Source organism: Streptomyces sp. NPDC002309 (assembly GCF_053593375.1).
This window is the reverse complement of the sequence record NZ_JBSFCI010000013.1, coordinates 57668-73732: the sequence shown is the minus strand read 5'-3', so window position 1 is coordinate 73732 and position 16065 is coordinate 57668. Positions and strand designations below refer to the sequence as shown.

17 protein-coding genes and 1 pseudogene are annotated in these 16065 nt (G+C 72.2%); 9 read left to right on the top strand and 9 right to left on the bottom strand.

Annotation, left to right across the window (positions count from 1 at the left end):
* Positions 1-42 precede the first annotated feature (42 nt).
* On the top strand, positions 43-375 hold the full coding sequence (locus ACWCPM_RS13685; RefSeq protein WP_450976331.1) for an SCO0607 family lipoprotein: 333 nt from the start codon (positions 43-45) through the stop codon (positions 373-375).
* A gap of 40 nt (positions 376-415) precedes the next feature.
* Here ACWCPM_RS13685 and ACWCPM_RS13680 read toward each other — a convergent pair whose 3' ends face one another.
* Positions 416-1432: an SDR family NAD(P)-dependent oxidoreductase gene (locus tag ACWCPM_RS13680; protein ID WP_450976330.1), complete on the bottom strand. Its 1017-nt coding sequence runs from the start codon at positions 1430-1432 to the stop codon at positions 416-418.
* Between the two features lie 92 nt (positions 1433-1524).
* Here ACWCPM_RS13680 and ACWCPM_RS13675 point away from each other — a divergent pair, with 92 nt between their 5' ends.
* Positions 1525-2496 (top strand): AraC family transcriptional regulator, encoded by a 972-nt coding sequence (locus ACWCPM_RS13675; RefSeq protein WP_450976329.1) that lies wholly within the window; start codon positions 1525-1527, stop codon positions 2494-2496.
* On the opposite strand, the gene ACWCPM_RS13670 is transcribed toward ACWCPM_RS13675, so the two are convergent.
* Both ACWCPM_RS13670 and ACWCPM_RS13665 read right to left on the bottom strand, forming a co-directional pair.
* Positions 2466-3206, bottom strand: coding sequence for a VOC family protein (locus ACWCPM_RS13670; protein ID WP_450976328.1), 741 nt, complete (start codon positions 3204-3206; stop codon positions 2466-2468). The two genes, ACWCPM_RS13675 and ACWCPM_RS13670, sit on opposite strands and share 31 nt — an antisense overlap.
* Before the next feature lie 32 nt (positions 3207-3238).
* The gene (locus tag ACWCPM_RS13665) at positions 3239-3607 is read right to left on the bottom strand and encodes a low affinity iron permease family protein (protein ID WP_450976327.1); all 369 of its coding nucleotides are present in this window, start codon (positions 3605-3607) and stop codon (positions 3239-3241) included.
* 168 nt (positions 3608-3775) lie between these two features.
* Here ACWCPM_RS13665 and ACWCPM_RS13660 point away from each other — a divergent pair, with 168 nt between their 5' ends.
* Positions 3776-4762, top strand: a complete 987-nt coding sequence (locus ACWCPM_RS13660; RefSeq protein WP_450976326.1) for an alpha/beta fold hydrolase — start codon at positions 3776-3778, stop codon at positions 4760-4762.
* Between the two features lie 133 nt (positions 4763-4895).
* On the opposite strand, the gene ACWCPM_RS13655 is transcribed toward ACWCPM_RS13660, so the two are convergent.
* Positions 4896-5567 carry a dienelactone hydrolase family protein gene (locus ACWCPM_RS13655; protein WP_450976325.1) on the bottom strand — a complete coding sequence of 224 codons (672 nt, stop codon included), beginning with the start codon at positions 5565-5567 and terminating at the stop codon, positions 4896-4898.
* Between the two features lie 242 nt (positions 5568-5809).
* On the opposite strand from ACWCPM_RS13655, the gene ACWCPM_RS13650 reads away from it, so the two are divergent.
* The 4 genes and pseudogenes from ACWCPM_RS13650 to ACWCPM_RS13635 all read left to right on the top strand — a co-directional run bounded on the left by ACWCPM_RS13650 (position 5810) and on the right by ACWCPM_RS13635 (position 8381).
* Positions 5810-6217 carry a RidA family protein gene (locus tag ACWCPM_RS13650; RefSeq protein WP_450976324.1) on the top strand — a complete coding sequence of 136 codons (408 nt, stop codon included), beginning with the start codon at positions 5810-5812 and terminating at the stop codon, positions 6215-6217.
* A 77-nt stretch (positions 6218-6294) separates the two neighbouring features.
* A complete protein-coding gene (locus ACWCPM_RS13645; RefSeq protein WP_450976323.1) occupies positions 6295-7416 on the top strand; it encodes an amidinotransferase in 1122 nt (373 codons plus the stop codon).
* Between the two features lie 126 nt (positions 7417-7542).
* Positions 7543-7608, top strand: a pseudogene (locus ACWCPM_RS13640) (YciI family protein); the annotation flags it as partial.
* A gap of 248 nt (positions 7609-7856) precedes the next feature.
* Complete coding sequence (locus tag ACWCPM_RS13635; RefSeq protein ID WP_450976322.1) at positions 7857-8381, top strand: hypothetical protein; 525 nt, start codon at positions 7857-7859, stop codon at positions 8379-8381.
* 45 nt (positions 8382-8426) lie between these two features.
* Here the strand turns inward: ACWCPM_RS13635 and ACWCPM_RS13630 are convergent, their stop codons facing one another.
* From ACWCPM_RS13630 to ACWCPM_RS13610, 5 genes are all read right to left on the bottom strand, one after another.
* Positions 8427-9449, bottom strand: coding sequence for a hemolysin family protein (locus ACWCPM_RS13630; RefSeq protein WP_450976321.1), 1023 nt, complete (start codon positions 9447-9449; stop codon positions 8427-8429).
* Positions 9446-10804: a hemolysin family protein gene (locus ACWCPM_RS13625; protein WP_450976320.1), complete on the bottom strand. Its 1359-nt coding sequence runs from the start codon at positions 10802-10804 to the stop codon at positions 9446-9448. The genes ACWCPM_RS13630 and ACWCPM_RS13625 overlap by 4 nt, the downstream gene beginning before the upstream one ends.
* A 397-nt stretch (positions 10805-11201) precedes the next feature.
* Positions 11202-12134, bottom strand: a complete 933-nt coding sequence (locus ACWCPM_RS13620) for a M56 family metallopeptidase (RefSeq protein WP_450976319.1) — start codon at positions 12132-12134, stop codon at positions 11202-11204.
* Between the two features lie 6 nt (positions 12135-12140).
* A complete protein-coding gene (locus ACWCPM_RS13615; RefSeq protein ID WP_450976318.1) occupies positions 12141-12527 on the bottom strand; it encodes a BlaI/MecI/CopY family transcriptional regulator in 387 nt (128 codons plus the stop codon).
* 290 nt (positions 12528-12817) lie between these two features.
* Entirely contained in the window at positions 12818-13954 is a 1137-nt protein-coding gene (locus ACWCPM_RS13610) for a PQQ-dependent sugar dehydrogenase (protein ID WP_450976317.1), read from the bottom strand.
* A gap of 344 nt (positions 13955-14298) precedes the next feature.
* Between ACWCPM_RS13610 and ACWCPM_RS13605 the strand changes: the two genes are divergently transcribed.
* Positions 14299-14784, top strand: a complete 486-nt coding sequence (locus tag ACWCPM_RS13605; protein ID WP_450976316.1) for a cation:proton antiporter regulatory subunit — start codon at positions 14299-14301, stop codon at positions 14782-14784.
* Positions 14785-14790: 6 nt separating this feature from the next.
* Positions 14791-16050: a cation:proton antiporter gene (locus tag ACWCPM_RS13600; protein ID WP_450976315.1), complete on the top strand. Its 1260-nt coding sequence runs from the start codon at positions 14791-14793 to the stop codon at positions 16048-16050.
* Positions 16051-16065 lie beyond the last annotated feature (15 nt).

The window sequence follows — 16065 nt, the reverse complement described above, 5'->3', positions numbered from 1 at the left end:
CGAGAGTGGTGTCAGACCGAGCGACTGGAGTGAATCATGCGCATGCCCCGCAGTGTCCGCCGGCCCGCCGCCGCCCCGCGCCCCCGCGGGCTCCGGGTGGCCGCCGCCCTGGCAGGTTCGGCCGCGGTCGTGGCCCTCACGGGATGTTCCCTCGAGTACAGGGAGGACATCTGCGCGAGCGAGGAGTACCCGGTCACGACGGTGAACGGGACCGGTTCGGCATGCGTCCCGAACGGCGAGGAGCCCCCGGCGGGATACGTGCGCTACCCGGAGGGCAAGGTGCCGCAGCAGGTCGACGACAAGTGGGACGTGTACTGGCGGACCCACATGCTCGACGAGAACGGCGCCGTCGTCGACGCGCCGGACGCGGACTGACCGCACGGCCGGCGCCCCGCCGCGCGGCGTGGTGTGGTGGTCACGCGGTGCGGAGGGCCCGCGTGCCGTAGTCCCACAGCCGGTCCGCGGCCTGCGGGTCGAGCACATGGACGGCGACCCCGCCGGGCCGCTCCTCCGCGCCCCGGACCGTCCGTGCCTCCTGGTTGTCCTCGAAGTAGCGGCCGGTGACGCCTTTCAGGAGAGGTGAGGCGGCCAGCAGGACCGAGGTGGCGGCCCCCTGTTCCGGTGTCTTGTAGTACGGCAGCGGCTTCACGCTCCCCTCGTCGTCCATCACACCGAACGCGCGCATGGTGTCGTCGTCGAGGTGGCGCTGCAGTCCGGTGAGGATGTAACCGGGGTTGAGCGCGTTGGCCGTGATCCCGTCGGCCGCCCAGCGGCGGGCCCCGACCGTGAACAGGACGTCCGCGGACTTGGACTGACCGTAGGCCGCCCAGGGGTCGTAGGGGCGGCGCTCGAAGTGCGGATCCTCGAAGTCGAACGGCTGGGCCAGGTGGGCGCCGGAGCTGACGACCACGACACGGGCGGCGCCTGCCTCCCGCAGAGCCGTGTGCAGTCCGGTGGCCAGCGCGAAGTGGCCCAGGTAGTTGGTGGCCAGCTGCGTCTCCCAGCCGCCCGCGGTGAGGGTCCGCGTCGGAAGGGCCATGATCCCGGCGTTCGCGACGAGGATGTCCAAGGGGCCGCGCCACGCTCGCGCGAAGGCTCCTGCCGAGGCCGGATCGGACAGATCGAGGGCTTCCACGCGCACCCGGCCCTCTCCGTGGACGGCGGCCGACTCCCGGACGAGCTGTTCGGCGGAGCCCGGCCGCCGGGTGGCGATCGTGACCTCCGCTCCCGCGGCGGCCAGGGCCCGGACGGTCTCGGCCCCGATGCCCGAGGCACCGCCGGTCACCACGGCGCGCAGTCCGGTGAGATCCACTCCGTCGATCACCTCCTCCGCGCGGGCGTGGGAGGCGAAGGGCGTGGTCAGGAGGCCGGAGTCGGTCCCGGTGCGCCTGCCGGCACGGGCGTGGGCGTCGGCCTGGGGGTTCGTCGTCATACGTCCACGCTACGGCGAGCCCGCTGGACGCTCTATGATGGAGAGTCCTACGTTCTTTAGCCATCGTCCAGCACAGGGGTTGGGTGTGTGTCGTGGATCCTCTGGAGGATGTGCTGACCCTGCTGGAGGCACGCGGTCGGCTGTCCGCGGGCCTGGTGGCGGGTGGGCGCTGGGCGGTGCGGTTCGACGCCCCCGAGCCGGTGAAGTTCAACGCCGTCCGGCGCGGCTCCTGCCTGCTGGAGGTCGACGGCATCGGCGAGCCGATCGCACTGGCGCAGGGCGACTGCTACCTCCTCACCCGTGAGCGTCCCTTCACACTCCGCAGCGAACTGGAGGCCGAACCCGTCCCCGCCGGTCCCGTGTTCGCCCGGACCGAGGGCGGCATCGCCAGGACCGGCGAGGGCGACGAGGTCCACCTCATGGGCGGCGCCTTCTCCTTCGGCGCCCGCGCCCAGGAGCTGTTGCTCGACGGGCTGCCCCCGGTCGTCCACGTCCCGGCCGGCACCCGGCACGCGGAGACCGTGCAGTGGGCGCTGGCCTCGATCGACCAGGAGCTGACGCACCGGCCGATGGCCTCGGCCCTGGTGGCGGAGCAGCTCGCCCTGGTCATGCTCGTCCATGTGCTGCGGCTGCACCTGGCGCGTGAACCGCATGCGGTGTCCGGGTGGCTGGCGGGGCTCAGGGATCCCGTGGTCGCCGCGGCACTGACCTCCCTGCACGGCGATCCGGCACGGCCCTGGACCGTGGCCGAACTGGCGCGCTCCGCGGCGGTGTCACGGTCCACCCTGGCCTCCCGCTTCAAGGCGACGGTCGGTCAGGGGCCGCTGGAGTACCTCACGCGGTGGCGCATCGAGCTCGCGGCCCGGCACCTGCGGGAAGGCGGTGAGACCCTCGCCGCCATCGCGCGCTCCGTGGGGTACGGGTCCGAGAGCGCGCTGAGCGTCGCCTTCAAGAGGGTCCTGGGCGTGTCCCCGGGTGACTACCGCAGGCGTCCGACGACGCCTCGAGCGCGTCGCGCCGTGGACCGGCCGCCTCAGTTCGCGGCGAGGACGCAGAACTCGTGACCCTCCGGATCGGCCAGGCATGTCCAGGGAACGTCGCCCTGGCCGAGGTCGAGGTCGGTGGCGCCGAGGTCCCGCAGCCGGGCCACCTCCGCCGCCTTGTCGTCGCCGGGGTACGGCAGCAGGTCGAGATGCACGCGGTCCGGCACGGACTTGCCACCGGGCGTGCGGACGAACTCGAGGTAGGAGCCCGTGCCCTTGGCGGAGCGCAGCACCGCGCGGGCGTCGGTCACCTCGTGCAGGGTCCAGTCCGTCGCCTCGCCCCAGAACCGGGCCATGGCCCGCGGATCCACGCAGTCGACGACCACACGGGCGATCGGCCCGGTGTCCCGGTAGACCTCCCGAGGCTCCAGCACACAGAACTCGTTGCCCTCCGGGTCGGCCAGGACCGTCCACGGCACCTCCCCCTGCCCCACCTGGACGGGCGTCGCGCCGGCGGCCCGCAGACGGGCGACCAGCTCCGCCCGATGGGCGTCCGAGGTGGTGGCGAGATCGAGGTGCACGCGGTTCTTCGTCACCGACCTGGGTTCCGGGACGGGAACGACGTCGACGCAGACGGCCTCCGGATGCGGCCAGACGAGGCCGCCGGGGGGTCCGACGTAGGTCGTGACCCCGGGCCGGTGGACGCTCCAGCCGAGTGCCTCCGCCCAGAACCGGCCGACCGCCAAACCGTCCCGTGCCTTGATGTTCACCTGAACGGGTCGCAGTGCCATGCCGGTGATCCTATGCACCCGCCCAGGGAGGGTCAGGTCTCCTCCTCCAGCCGGATCGCCGACTTCAGGTCCTCGAACGCCTTGTCCTTGTCGCCCAGATGGGACTCGATGAGGGCGGTGGCGATGGCGTCCAGCTTGCGCTGAAGAGCCCACTCCGCCCGCTGCTCGGAGTTCTTCAGCAGGGCCAGCAGCAACAGGGTCACGGCCGTCATGCCCTCGCCGGCGAAGACCTTCCATTCCAGGCCGACGCTCGACAGGTGGGTGACGACCACTCCGGCGACCATGACCAGGCAGACGCCGAAGAAGACCGGCGAGCTGGTGAACAACGAGGCCGCCTCGGCGAACCGCTCGAACCGTCCACGCCTGCCGTCGCCGCGTTCGGCGGGATGCTGCAGTGCCATGTCGCCACCTTCCCTCGGATGTTCACAAGCGCATTCTCTTGCCGAAGCGGCAACCGGACTCGCTTCGGACGGGCGGGCCCCAGAAGGATCACTGCACGGCGCCCTCGGCCGGAGCGCCACGGCAACGGCAGCCGCACCGGCCGTCCCATCGGCTTCCCCGGAGGATCCATGCCCCACACGAACGCCATCGGCCTCACCCACCACCTGCTGCCCTCCCCCGCGGGCCGGATCCATCTCGTGGAGCAGGGCAGCGGTCCGCTGGTCCTGCTGGTACACGGCTTCCCTGAGTCCTGGTACTCATGGCGACACCAGTTGCCGGCCCTGGCCGCGGCCGGCTACCGCGCGGTCGCCCTGGACGTCCGCGGTTACGGGCGCTCCTCCCGGCCCGAGGCGGTGGAGGCGTACCGGATGCGCCACCTGGTGGAGGACAACGCCGCGGTCGTGCACGCGCTCGGCGAGCGGACCGCGGTGGTCGTCGGCCACGACTGGGGTTCAGCCGTCGCCGCGAACTCGGCACTGCTGCGCCCCGACGTCTTCCGTGCGGTCGGGCTGCTCAGCGTGCCCTACGCCCCGCGTGGCGGACCGAGGCCCAGTGAGGTCTTCACCCGGCTGGGCGGACCGGACCAGGAGTTCTACGTCTCGTACTTCCAGCGGCCCGGCCGCGCGGAGGCGGAGATCGAGCCCGACGTGCGCGGCTGGCTCGCGGGCATCTACGCCGCCCTGTCCGCCGAGACCATGCCCGCGCCCGGCGCTCCGGACCCGCACTTCGTCGGCCCCGGCGGACGCATGCGGGACCGGTTCCCGGCGGACCGGCTGCCGTCCTGGCTGAGCGAACGCGATCTGGACTTCTACGCCGGGGAGTTCGAGCGGACCGGCATGACCGGGGCGCTGTCCCGCTACCGCAACATGGACCGCGACTGGGAGGACCTCGCCGACCAGGACGGCGCCCCGGTCACCCAGCCCTCGCTGTTCGTGGGCGGCGCCCAGGACGCCTCCACCGCCTGGCTCGCGGCGGCGATCGACGCCTTCCCCACGACCCTGCCGGGTCTGGTCGCTTCGCACGTCCTGGAGGGCTGCGGTCACTGGATCCAGCAGGAACGCCCGGAGGAGGTGAGCCGGCTGCTGATCGAGTGGCTCGCCTCCCTGCCCGCCTGACACGGCACGGTGCCAGGCGGGCGCGCGGGCAGGCGCGCAGGTGTCGGAAGCGGGTGGCGCGGTCGGGGTTAGGCGTCGGGGCGGGGGCGGGCGGCTGTGCCGGGCCTGCCGGTGGAGTTCCCCGCCCACGTCCTCACCCTCCCGGCGCCCGGTCCCGTCCCGCGCGCAGCCGCGCGTCGCACCAGTGCCGGGCGGTAGCGGCGACGTCCTCCAGCGCCCCGGGCTCCGCGAACAGGTGACCCGCGCCGGGCACCACGTGCAGTGCGTGCGGGGCGTCCAGCCGGCCGGCCGCCTCCCGGTTGAGCCGCAGCACCTCGTGGTCCTCACCGCCGACGATCAGCAGCACCGGCGCCCGTACCGCGCCGAGCGCCTCGCCGGCCAGGTCGGGCCGGCCGCCCCGCGACACGACGGTCAGGACGCGGTCCGGGCGTTCGACGGCCGCGACCAGGGCGGCGGCGGCACCGGTGCTGGCGCCGAAGATGACGACCGGGAGCCCTCGGGCGTCGGGCTGCGTGTCCAGCCAGTCGATGGCGGCGACCAGCCGCCGGCCCAGGAACGCGATGTCGAAGCGGTGCTCGCCGGTCAGCGCGTCGTGCCGCTCCTCCCGTTCGCTGAGCAGGTCCATCAGCAGCGTGCCCATCCCGGCCGCGCGCAGTTCGGCGGCGACCATCCGGTTGCGCGGGCTGTGCCGGGAACTGCCGCTCCCGTGCGCGAACAACACCACCGCGTGCGCGGACGCCGGGACGACGAGGTCGCCCGGGAGCATCGCGCTGTCAGTGGGCACCAGAACCATGTCGGAGATCATCGACATCAACTTCTTCCCCGGCCCGCCGGCCTTGCGAATCGATGCATCGCCCCCTCTCCCTCCCCGTACCCGCCCCAGCGCCCCACCAGCCGGAACCAGGCGCACGGGTCCGTTCAGTGCGGGGTCACCACAAGGTTCCTCCGTCACGGAAAAGTGCGTTCTTCCATGTCAGCACATGCTCTCCTACGGTTTCCGGGTAACCACAGGAGAGCACAGCGCTCCGAGGACGAGGAGACCGCGACATGGCCGTCACCCTGGTGAACCCCGAAGGACTGCCGACGATCGACGCTTACCGGCAGGTGTCCGTCGCGACCGGCTCGAAGCTGGTCTTCGTCGCCGGGCAGGTCTCCTGGGACGCCGACGGGGTCACCGTCGGCGAGGGCGACCTCGCCGCGCAGGTCGAGCGGTGCTACCTCAACGTCGGCACCGCCTTGGCCGCCGTCGGCGCCTCCTTCGACGACGTGGCGAAGCTGACCGCGTACGTCGTCGACTGGACCCCCGACAAGATGCCCCGGTTCCTGGAAGGTGTCGCCCGGGCGACCGCGAGGCTGGGGAGCACCCCGGTCCCGCCGGGCACGCTGATCGGTGTCGCGGCGCTGGACGTGCCCGAGCACCTGGTCGAGATCGAAGCCACCGCGGTGATCGACTGAGAGACTCTCGCGTTCACCTTCGGTAATGGAGTGGCTATATTGAGTTATCACCATTCCGCGATCGAAAGCGGTTGAGCATGGCGGTAGCACAGAGGACCGACATCGCCGCGGAGGAGCCGCTCGCCCTGCCGGTCAGCTCGCACAACGAGTGGGATCCGCTGGAGGAGATCATCGTCGGGCGCCTGGAGGGCGCCACGATCCCTTCCGGGCACCCGGTCGTGACCTGCAACATCCCGCCCTGGGCGGCGCGGTTCCAGCGGCTCGCCGCCGGTTTCAAGTACCCGGACGTCCTGATCGAGCGGGCACAGCGGGAACTGGACGGGTTCATCGCCCTCCTGGAGTCGCTCGACGTCACGGTCAGGCGCCCGGACGCCGTCGACCACGGGAGGCGCTACGGCACCCCCGACTGGTCGTCGCGCGGGTTCTGCAACACCTGTCCGCGCGACAGCCTGCTGGTGATCGGCGACGAGATCATCGAGACGCCGATGGCATGGCCGTGCCGCTACTTCGAGACCCACTCCTACCGCGCGATCCTCAAGGACTACTTCCGCCGGGGCGCGCGCTGGACGGCGGCACCGAAGCCGCAGCTCACCGACGAACTGTTCGAGCCCGACTTCCGCATCCCCGAGCCGGGCGAGCCGCTGCGCCACATCCTCACCGAGTTCGAGCCGGTGTTCGACGCGGCGGATTTCGTGCGGGCGGGGCGGGACCTGTTCGTCACCCGGAGCAACGTCACCAACCGGATGGGCATCGCCTGGCTGCGCCGCCATCTCGGGACCGGCTACCGCGTCCACGAGATCGAGAGCCGCTGCCGCACGCCGATGCACATCGACACGACGTTCGTGCTGCTGGCGCCCGGCAAGGCACTGGTCAATCCCGAGTACGTCGATGTCGACCGGCTGCCCGACGTCCTGCGCTCCTGGGAGATCCTGGTCGCTCCCGAACCCAGTCCGATCGACGAGCGGCTGCTGAGGGTCACCTCGATGTGCGGCAAGTGGCTGAGCATGAACGTGCTCATGGTCGACGAGAAGCGGGTCATCGCGGAGCGGAATCACACGGAGATGCTGCGCGCGCTGGAGAAGTGGGGCTTCGAGCCGATCCCCTGCGACCTCCTGCACTACGCGCCGTTCGGCGGCTCGTTCCACTGCGCGACGCTCGACGTCCGGCGCCGCGGCACGCTGGAGTCGTACTTCCCCTGACGGAGGCGCACGCGGACGGAGGAAGTCCAGAAGAACCCGAGCGGCGATGTCGAGAACCCGTGACCGGCTCCGTCCCCGGGGTGAACGCGGCCAGAACGGGCCGCGGCACCGAGGAGGAGAACCACGATGGCCAAGTACCTGCTGCTCAAGCACTACCGCGGCGCTCCGGCTGCGGTCAACGACGTGCCCATGGCCTCGCCGACCGCGACCATCTGACCCGCCGGGCCGCCCCCGCCTGAACGCCCGCGACCGTCACTGAGACCCGATCCGAGCCACCGGCCACCGGCCCCGTCGGCACGGTCGTCGGGATCCGGGGACGGTTCGTGCCCCTTTGCCCTCTGGTGCACGCGCGTAGACCTCGGGCACGATGCGGTCTGCTCCACCTGCCCCGCCACCCCCCGCAGCACAGCGTTCATGGCCCCGCGCAGGAAGGTTCCCCCATGCAGACCGTCCAGCCCATGAAAGCGCTCAAGGTCCGATCCGTGCTGACCGCGCTCGCGCTCGTCGTCGCCCCCGGCGCCGTGGTCGTCGGCAGCGCGGGTTCGGCACATGCCGCGACCAAGATCAGTCACGCGACCGCGACCTCGATGTTCCGGCAGTCCGGCATCACCTGGTCGTCCTCCGGAGGCTGCTCCAACCGCAACAACCCGACCTGTACGTCCTTCGAGCAGCTCAACCTCGCCAGCGCCCAGGGCGCCCAGACGCTCAGGCAGGCGAGCGGCTGTGCGCTGAACATCACCGGCGGTACGGAGACGGGGCACGCCTCGGGGACGTACTCGCACTGGAACGGCTACAAGCTCGACTACAGCAAGTACGCGTGCGTCGGCAACTACATCAAGAACACGTTCACCTACATCGGCCCGCGGGGCGACGGCGCCCTCCAGTGGCGGTCCGGTTCCGGCAACATCTACGCCGACGAGGGCAACCACTGGGACGTCACCTACTACAACTGCGGCGGCTGCTGAGCCGTAGCCGCCGGGCGGCCGTCGTGGGACGGCCGCCCGGTCGGGTCAGGACCTCGCGGGTGCCGGGCCGACCAGTTCCGACAGCACGTCCTCCATCGTCACGAAGCCGAGGACCGCGCCCTTCTGACCGGTCACCGCGGCGAGGTGGCTGCCGTCGGCACGCAGGGCGGTCAGGGTGTCGTCCAGCGGGGTGTCGATGCGGACCCGGGTGACCCGGTGCAGCGCCTCGCGCGGGAACGGACGGTCGCGGTCGGCGACGCCGAGGGTGTCCTTGATGTGCAGGTAGCCCAGCACAGTGCCGTGCGCTCCGGTGACCGGGAAGCGGGAGAAGCCCGCCTCGGCCGCGACCCGCTCCAGCTCGTCCGGCGTGACGGTGTGGCCGACCGTGCGCATCCGGGGCACGGGGACGAGGATCTCGCCCACCGGACGGGTACCCAGCTCCAGCGCGTCGCGCAGCCGCTCGCCGTCGGCCGGCGACAGCAGCCCGGCCTCACTGGAGTCGACGACCATACGGGCGAGCTGATCGTCGGTGAAGACGGACTCGACCTCGTTCTTCGGCTCGACCCGCAGCAGCTTCAGCAGGGCGTTGGCGAAGGCGTTGATGCCGAAGACCACCGGACGCAGGGCGCGGGTGAGCGCGGCGAGCGGCGGGCCGAGCAGCAGCGCGGTCGGGACGGGGGCCGCCAGGGCGATGTTCTTCGGGACCATCTCCCCGATCAGCATGTGCAGATAGGTCGCCACGGCGAGCGCGATCACGAACGCGATCGGATGCACCAGGCCGTGCGGGACGTGGGCCGCCTCGAAGGCGGGCTCCATCAGATGCGCGATGGCCGGTTCGGCGACGGCGCCCAGCACCAGCGAGGAGACGGTGATGCCGAGCTGGGCGGTGGCCATCATCGCGGAGAGGTGCTCCAGCGCCCACATCGTCATCCGGGCCCGCGTGTCCCCGGCCTGCGCGTGGGGCTCGATCTGGCTGCGCCGGACCGAGATCAGGGCGAACTCCGCGCCGACGAAGAAGGCGTTCGTCAGCAGCGTCAGGGCGCCGATGGCGAGTTGCAGCACGGTCATCGGGACAGCTCCCCCTTCACCTTCCGCGACGTGGCCGTGCGGACCTCCACCCGGGCGGGGCCGAGGATGCGGACGCGATCGGCGCGGTGGTGCTCGACGTCGAGGACGTCCAGGTGCCAGCCGTCGTCCAGGTCCAGGACGTCGCCCTTGGCGGGGATGCGCGCGAGACGGGTGGCGACCAGTCCGGCCACGGTCTCGTAGGGCCCCTCGGGTGCCGACAGTCCTATCCCGGCCAGCTGGTCGAGGCGGACGGACCCGTCCGCCTCCCACGCGGCGCGCCCGTCCGCGGTCCGCGGGGTGGGCAGCAGGTCGGGCACCTCGACGGGGTCGTGCTCGTCGCGGACCTCGCCGACGACCTCCTCGACGATGTCCTCCATCGTCGCCACGCCCGCCGTGCCGCCGTACTCGTCGATGACCACGGCCATGGTGCGGGTGGCGCGCAGCCGCACCAGGAGCCGGTCGGCGGGGAGGCTGTCGGGCACCAGCAGGGGGTCGGTGGCCAGCTCGGTGACGGGCGTGACCGCGCGCTTCTCCGGCGGCAGCGCCAGCACGTCGCGGATGTGGACGCTGCCGATGACGTCGTCCAGGCCGCCCCGGTAGACCGGGAAGCGGGACAGGCCGGTGGCGTGGGTGAGGTTCGCGGCGTCCGCGGCCGTGGCCCGCGCTTCCAGGGCCTTGACGTCGACCCGCGGGGTCATGACGTTCTCCGCGGTCAGCTCGGCGAGGTGCAGGGTCCGTACGAAGAGTTCCGCGGAGTCGGCCTCCAGGGCGCCCTCGGCCGCCGAGTGCTGGGCCAGCGCGACGAGCTCCTTCGGGCTGCGGGCGGAGGCCAGCTCCTCGGCGGGCTCCAGGCCCACCTGGCGGACGAACCGGTTCGCCGTGCCGTTCAGATGGCTGATGAACGGGCCGAAGGCTGCCGTGAAGCCGCGCTGCGGGCCGGCCACCACCTTGGCGACGGCCAGCGGGCGGGAGATCGCCCAGTTCTTGGGCACCAGCTCGCCGATCACCATCAGCACCACGGTGGACACGACCACGCCCAGCACCGTCGCGACGGGGGACGCGGCGCCGCCGAGGCCGATCCCCTCCAGCGGGCCGCGCAGCAGCGTCGCGAGCGACGGCTCGGCGAGCATGCCGATCACCAGAGAGGTGACGGTGATACCGAGCTGGGCGCCGGACAGCTGGACCGTCAGCCGGCGTACCGCCTTCAGCGCGCCCTCGGCGCCGCGCTCACCGGCCGTGGCGGCGCGCTCCAGGTCACCGCGTTCGACGGTGGTGAGGGAGAACTCGGCCGCGACGAACACCGCGCAGACCAGGGTCAGCAGGAGGGCCAGCAGGAGCAGCAGGACCTCGGTCACCGTGCCACCCCCGTTCCCTCACAGTCGTGGCGTGGGCGGGGCTTGGCACGGCTGGTACTGGGAGGCTCACCCATTGCGGGTCCTGGCTCCTTTTCTGTCGGTCGGTACGGGAGGGCGTCGGCGCCCTGACCCCATGGTAAAGGACAAGCAAAGCAAGCTGGTCAAGTCCTTGGGCGCCGCAGACCCTGCGGCACTTCTCGGACCTACGCGCGCCGAGGCCCATGACATCACCTGCGGCGTCATGGGCCACCCTATGCTTCTACTCGCTTGTAGAGAACGGCCGGGACCTCCCGGTTGTTCCGTCATGAAGACCGACAAACGCGGCGGTCTCCTCGCGCACGGGCACGACGCGCTGACCCGCTTCACCGTCGGGCACCAGGACGCACGACCCTCGGGGTCAGAGGGGTGTCGCCGCGTGAAGGATGACGGCCAGCGTCACCGCGGAGTTGGCGGACGACATCGCGGAGACCGCCGTCCCGGCGGCGGCCGTCCACGCGGCCACCCCCACCGCCGTGAACGCGGAGGGCCAGGCGCGCGTCGCGGGGGCGGGCCCCAGCAGCGCCGCGACCCGGCGCGGCACCGGTCCGGGCGCGGCGAAGCCCGCCAGGGGGGAGAGCGGCGCCCCCCGGGAGACGAGGGCCGCCCTGCCGATCGCGCGCGCCACGGTCCGGCGGTCGCCGACCTCGCGGGCCGCCTCCTCGTCCGCCCACCGTTCCGTCGTGTACGACACCGCCGTGCGCAGCGGTCGCAGGAAGGGGTTGGCGCGCGCGGCCAGCCGGGCGACGAGCAGGTACCGGTGATGGCGTGCGGCCAGGTGGGCGCGCTCATGGGCGAAGAGGGCGCGCCGTTCGGCGGGGCGCAGGACGCGCAGCAGTCCCGTGGTGACCACGATCCGGCCCCGGAGGCCGCCCGGGAGGGCGTACGCGTAGGGCGTGTCGTCGGGCAGCACCGTGATGTTCCTGGCGGGCAGCCCGGCCAGCGCGCGGTGGGCGCGCCGGCGTGTCCGCCCGTGACGCCACAGCGTGCCGCCGCAGGCCATCGTCACGGCCAGCAGGGCGGGGATCGCCGCCTGGCCGGCCAGCTCGTCGTAGGGGACGGCCGCGCGCACCTCCGGGTCGGACCAGCCGTCCGGCAGCGGGTTCCCGGGCAGTTGGGCCGTGCCGACCACCATCAGCAGACCCAGACACAGCGTGCTGCACGAGGCCATGACGCCGGCCATGACCGTCAGCAGCCGGGTGGCCAGGCGCGGGTGGAGGTGGTGCTCGGCGAGCCGCGCGATCGGCCATGCGGTGAGCGGCAGCACCAGTGGCAGAAAGACGAACACCCCCATCCCGTCTCAGCCTTCCCCGTCGTCCTTCGCGCGCTCCAGCAGGTCCCGCAGCAGCCGCTCGTCCTCGGGTTCGAGGGCGGTGACGAAGCTGGCGAGCACCGCCTCGCGGTCCTGCTCGGCGTCCAGCACCTTGCGCATCTTCCGGGCCGCGAGGCCCGCCTCGTCGGAGGCCGGCGTCCAGGCGAACGAGCGCCCGGCGCGCTCTCGGGTCACGGCGCCCTTGCCCAGCAGCCGGGTCAGGATCGTGATCACGGTCGTGTAGGCGAGGTCACCGCCGAGCCGCTGCCGCACCCAGCCGGCCGTCGCGGGCCCGTCCGCCTCCCGCAGGGCGGCCAGGACCTGCACCTCCAGCTCGCCCTGCCCCCGTCGCCGGGAGCCCCGGTGATCCGTCACGCCCTGTCTCCCTTCCGCTGCCGCGCACTTCACGGGCGGTCCATCGTACGGACACCCGGAAATCTTCCCCGCCCCCTGCTCTTCTCCGGTGCTGTGGATCCGAGGCAGGTCCGGGATGAGGGACATCCTCCCCTCGCCGGCGGGAGGGGATTCCTGGCTCAGGCTGCCTCCGGGAGCGGCGCTCCCGGAGGTCCTACGCCCTCGGGACCATCGCCCGCACCGACAGGCCGGAGTACACGAGGTACTCCGGCCCGGGCCGGGTCGGTCGCGCCCGGCGCTCCCGGTGCCCGTTACGCCGGGTCGATGCGGAAGACGCTGCCGCCGATGGCGAAGACGTACAGTTCGCCGTTGCCGCCCTGCGCGAGGGAGATGACCTCGCCGCCGTTGACTCCGAGGTCGTTCACGGCGGTCACCTCGCCGTTCTCCAACCGCAGTGAGCGGACGGTCCCGTCGCAGTAGTCGCTGTACACGTACTGCCCCTTGAGGGCCGGGATCGCCTTGCCCCGGTAGACGTAGCCGCCGGTCACCGAGCAGCCGAAGTTGCTGCGGTCGTACTCGTGGACGGGCGGCACATGGTTCGCCGGTTCCGTGCCGCCGCGGAAGGGGTGGGTGCCCTCCATCTGGTTCCAGCCGTAGTTCTCGCCGCCCTTGCTGCGCGCCGGGGCCCAGTCGATCTCCTCCCAGTCGTTCTGGCCGACGTCACCGATGAAGAGGTCGCCCGTGCCCGAGTCGAAGGAGAACCGCCACGGGTTGCGCAGCCCGTACGCCCAGATCTCGTCCCTCGCGTCCGGGTCGTCCACGAACGGGTTGTCCGGCGGGATCGCGTACGGCACGCCGCCCCTCGGGTCGATCCGCAGCAGCTTGCCGAGCAGGGTGCCGAGGTTCTGCCCGTTGCCGTGCGGGTCACCGCCCGAACCCCCGTCGCCGAGCGCGATGTAGAGGTAGCCATCGGGGCCGATCTTGATGGCGCCGCCGTTGTGGTTCGGATAGGGCTGCTCCTGGGTGAGGACCGTACGCCGGGTGTGCGGCTGGATCCTGCCGTTGCGCACGGCGAACTCGTCCACGGTGCTGGTGCCTTCGAGGTCCGTGAACGAGATGTAGAAGTGGGCGAACCTCTTGTCGAACGCGATGCCCAGCAGCCCGCGTTCGCCGTCGACGGTGGTCTCGGCGGATATGTCGAGGACGGGCCTGCCCAGCCCTCGCTCGCCCAGGACCCTGACCGTGCCCGCGCGTTCGGCGATCCAGAGCTTGCCTCCTGGACCGGCCGCGCCGGCGATCGGATTCCTGGCCGTGGCGACGTTCTTGAGGGTGACCTTCGCCGCCTGCCCCGTGGCGGCCGGCTCGTCGGCCGAGGCGGCGGTCAGTGCGAGCGAGGCGACGAGAACGATGGTGCCGATGATCGCCGAGCTTGAGGTGCGAACTCTCACCGAGATCCTCCTGGAGGCGGTGAATCGGCAGGTCGCGCTGCCACCGGGGCCTGTCGTGGGGTGCCGCCCGCGCCGGCACGCGACCTGTGGGGGGTTGAGGGGGGGTGTGCCAATGGCTACGGGTGAGGATACGGAAACACCACGGCTTGGTATAGACCAACTGCGTCAATGGCCGTCGCGCGCGCAGCCGTCGCGCCGGTATCGGTGACGTCATCAGCGACGACATCGCCGGTCCGGCCCGGTCGGAGCCGCGGGCCTACGATGGTTCTCACAGGCCCGGGCCGGGGTTCACGGCGCGTCCCCGCGGTCGCCGCCGTCGGTGCCCCGCGAGAGAGGGGGTCGCCATGGGCGCTTCCCGCCTGAGCAGTACGCCGCTGCCGGGAATCGGCGTCCGCTACGACCTGACCACACACGAGCGGCGGCGCCTGTCCGTGGTGGCGCACCGCGACGGGGAGCGCACCCTCAGCACGTACCGCACGGACGACCCGGACGCCTGCGCACTGTCCGTGCGGCTCACCGCCGAGGAGGCGGCCGCTCTCGTCGACGCGCTGCTTCCCGCGCACCACGCGCCGAATCTGCTGTCCCCCGCCGATCTGGGCCTGGTGGCCGAGCGGATCGAGCTGTCCGGCGTATCCCACTGGAACGGGCGGCTGCTCGGCGAGACCCGGCTGCGCACCACGACCGGCGCCTCGATCGTGGCGGTCCTGCGCCGGGCCGAGGCGATCCCCTCCCCCGCGCCGGACTTCCGGCTGGCCGGCGGAGACACACTGATCGTGATCGGCACCCGCGAGGGAGTGGAGGCTGCCGCCGGGACACTCGGGCGGGAGTGAGCCGCCGTGCACTCCTCCACCGTGTTCCTGATCGAGTTCGGGGCGATCATCCTCGCGCTCGGCCTGCTGGGCCGGTTCGCGGGCCGGCTGCGGCTGTCGCCGATACCGCTGTATCTGCTGGCGGGGCTCGCGTTCGGCAAGGGCGGACTGCTGCCGCTGGCCGCCAGCGAGGAGTTCATCGCCGTCGGAGCCGAGATCGGCGTCATCCTGCTGCTGCTCATGCTCGGCCTGGAGTACACGGCCAGCGACCTCGTCACCAACCTCAAGGCCCACTACCCGGCGGGCCTGGTCGACTGCGCGCTCAACGCCCTGCCGGGCGCCGCACTGGCGCTGCTGCTCGGCTGGGGGCCGGTCGCCGCCGTCGCCCTGGCGGGCGTCACCTGGATCTCGTCCTCCGGCGTGATCGCCAAGATCCTCGGCGACCTGGGCCGGCTGGGCAACCGCGAGACACCCGTCGTGCTGAGCATCCTGGTCCTCGAGGACCTCTCCATGGCCGTCTACCTGCCGATTCTCACGGCCCTGGTGGCGGGCGTCGGCCTGGTGGCCGGCGGTGTCACACTGGCCATCGCGCTCGGCGCCGCCGCCCTGGTCCTCCTGCTCGCGGTGCGCTACGGCCGGCACATCTCGCGGTTCGTCTCGAGCGACGATCCGGAGAAGCTGCTGCTGGTCGTCCTCGGGCTGACCCTGCTGATCTCGGGGCTCGCCCAGCAGGTGCAGGTGTCCGCGGCGGTGGGCGCCTTCCTCGTGGGCATCGCGCTGTCCGGCGAGGTCGCCGAGGGGGCGTACAGCCTGCTCGCCCCGCTGCGCGATCTCTTCGCCGCGGTCTTCTTCGTCTTCTTCGGCCTCAATACCGACCCGGCGAGCATTCCACCGGTCCTGCTGCCCGCCCTCGGCCTGGCCGCCGTCACCGCGCTGACGAAGATCGCCACCGGCTACTGGGCCGCCGCGCGGGCGGGCGTCGGCGCGCGGGGCCGCTGGCGGGCGGGCGGCACGCTGGTGGCCAGGGGGGAGTTCTCCATCGTCATCGCCGGGCTGGCCGTCACGGGCGGGATAGAGCCCTCCCTCGGCCCGCTCGCGACCGCGTACGTGCTGATCCTGGTCCTCCTCGGCCCGCTCACCGCCCGGTACACGGAGCCCGTCGCCGCGCGCCTCTCCCACCTGCGCCGCGGGTCCGCGTCGACGGAAGGGGCCGACGGGAAGCACGGCTCCGCGGGACCGGACCCGCACGAGCCGCTGGACGACCAGGACACCGTCGGCCGCGCCTGAGGGACGGCGGGCCCA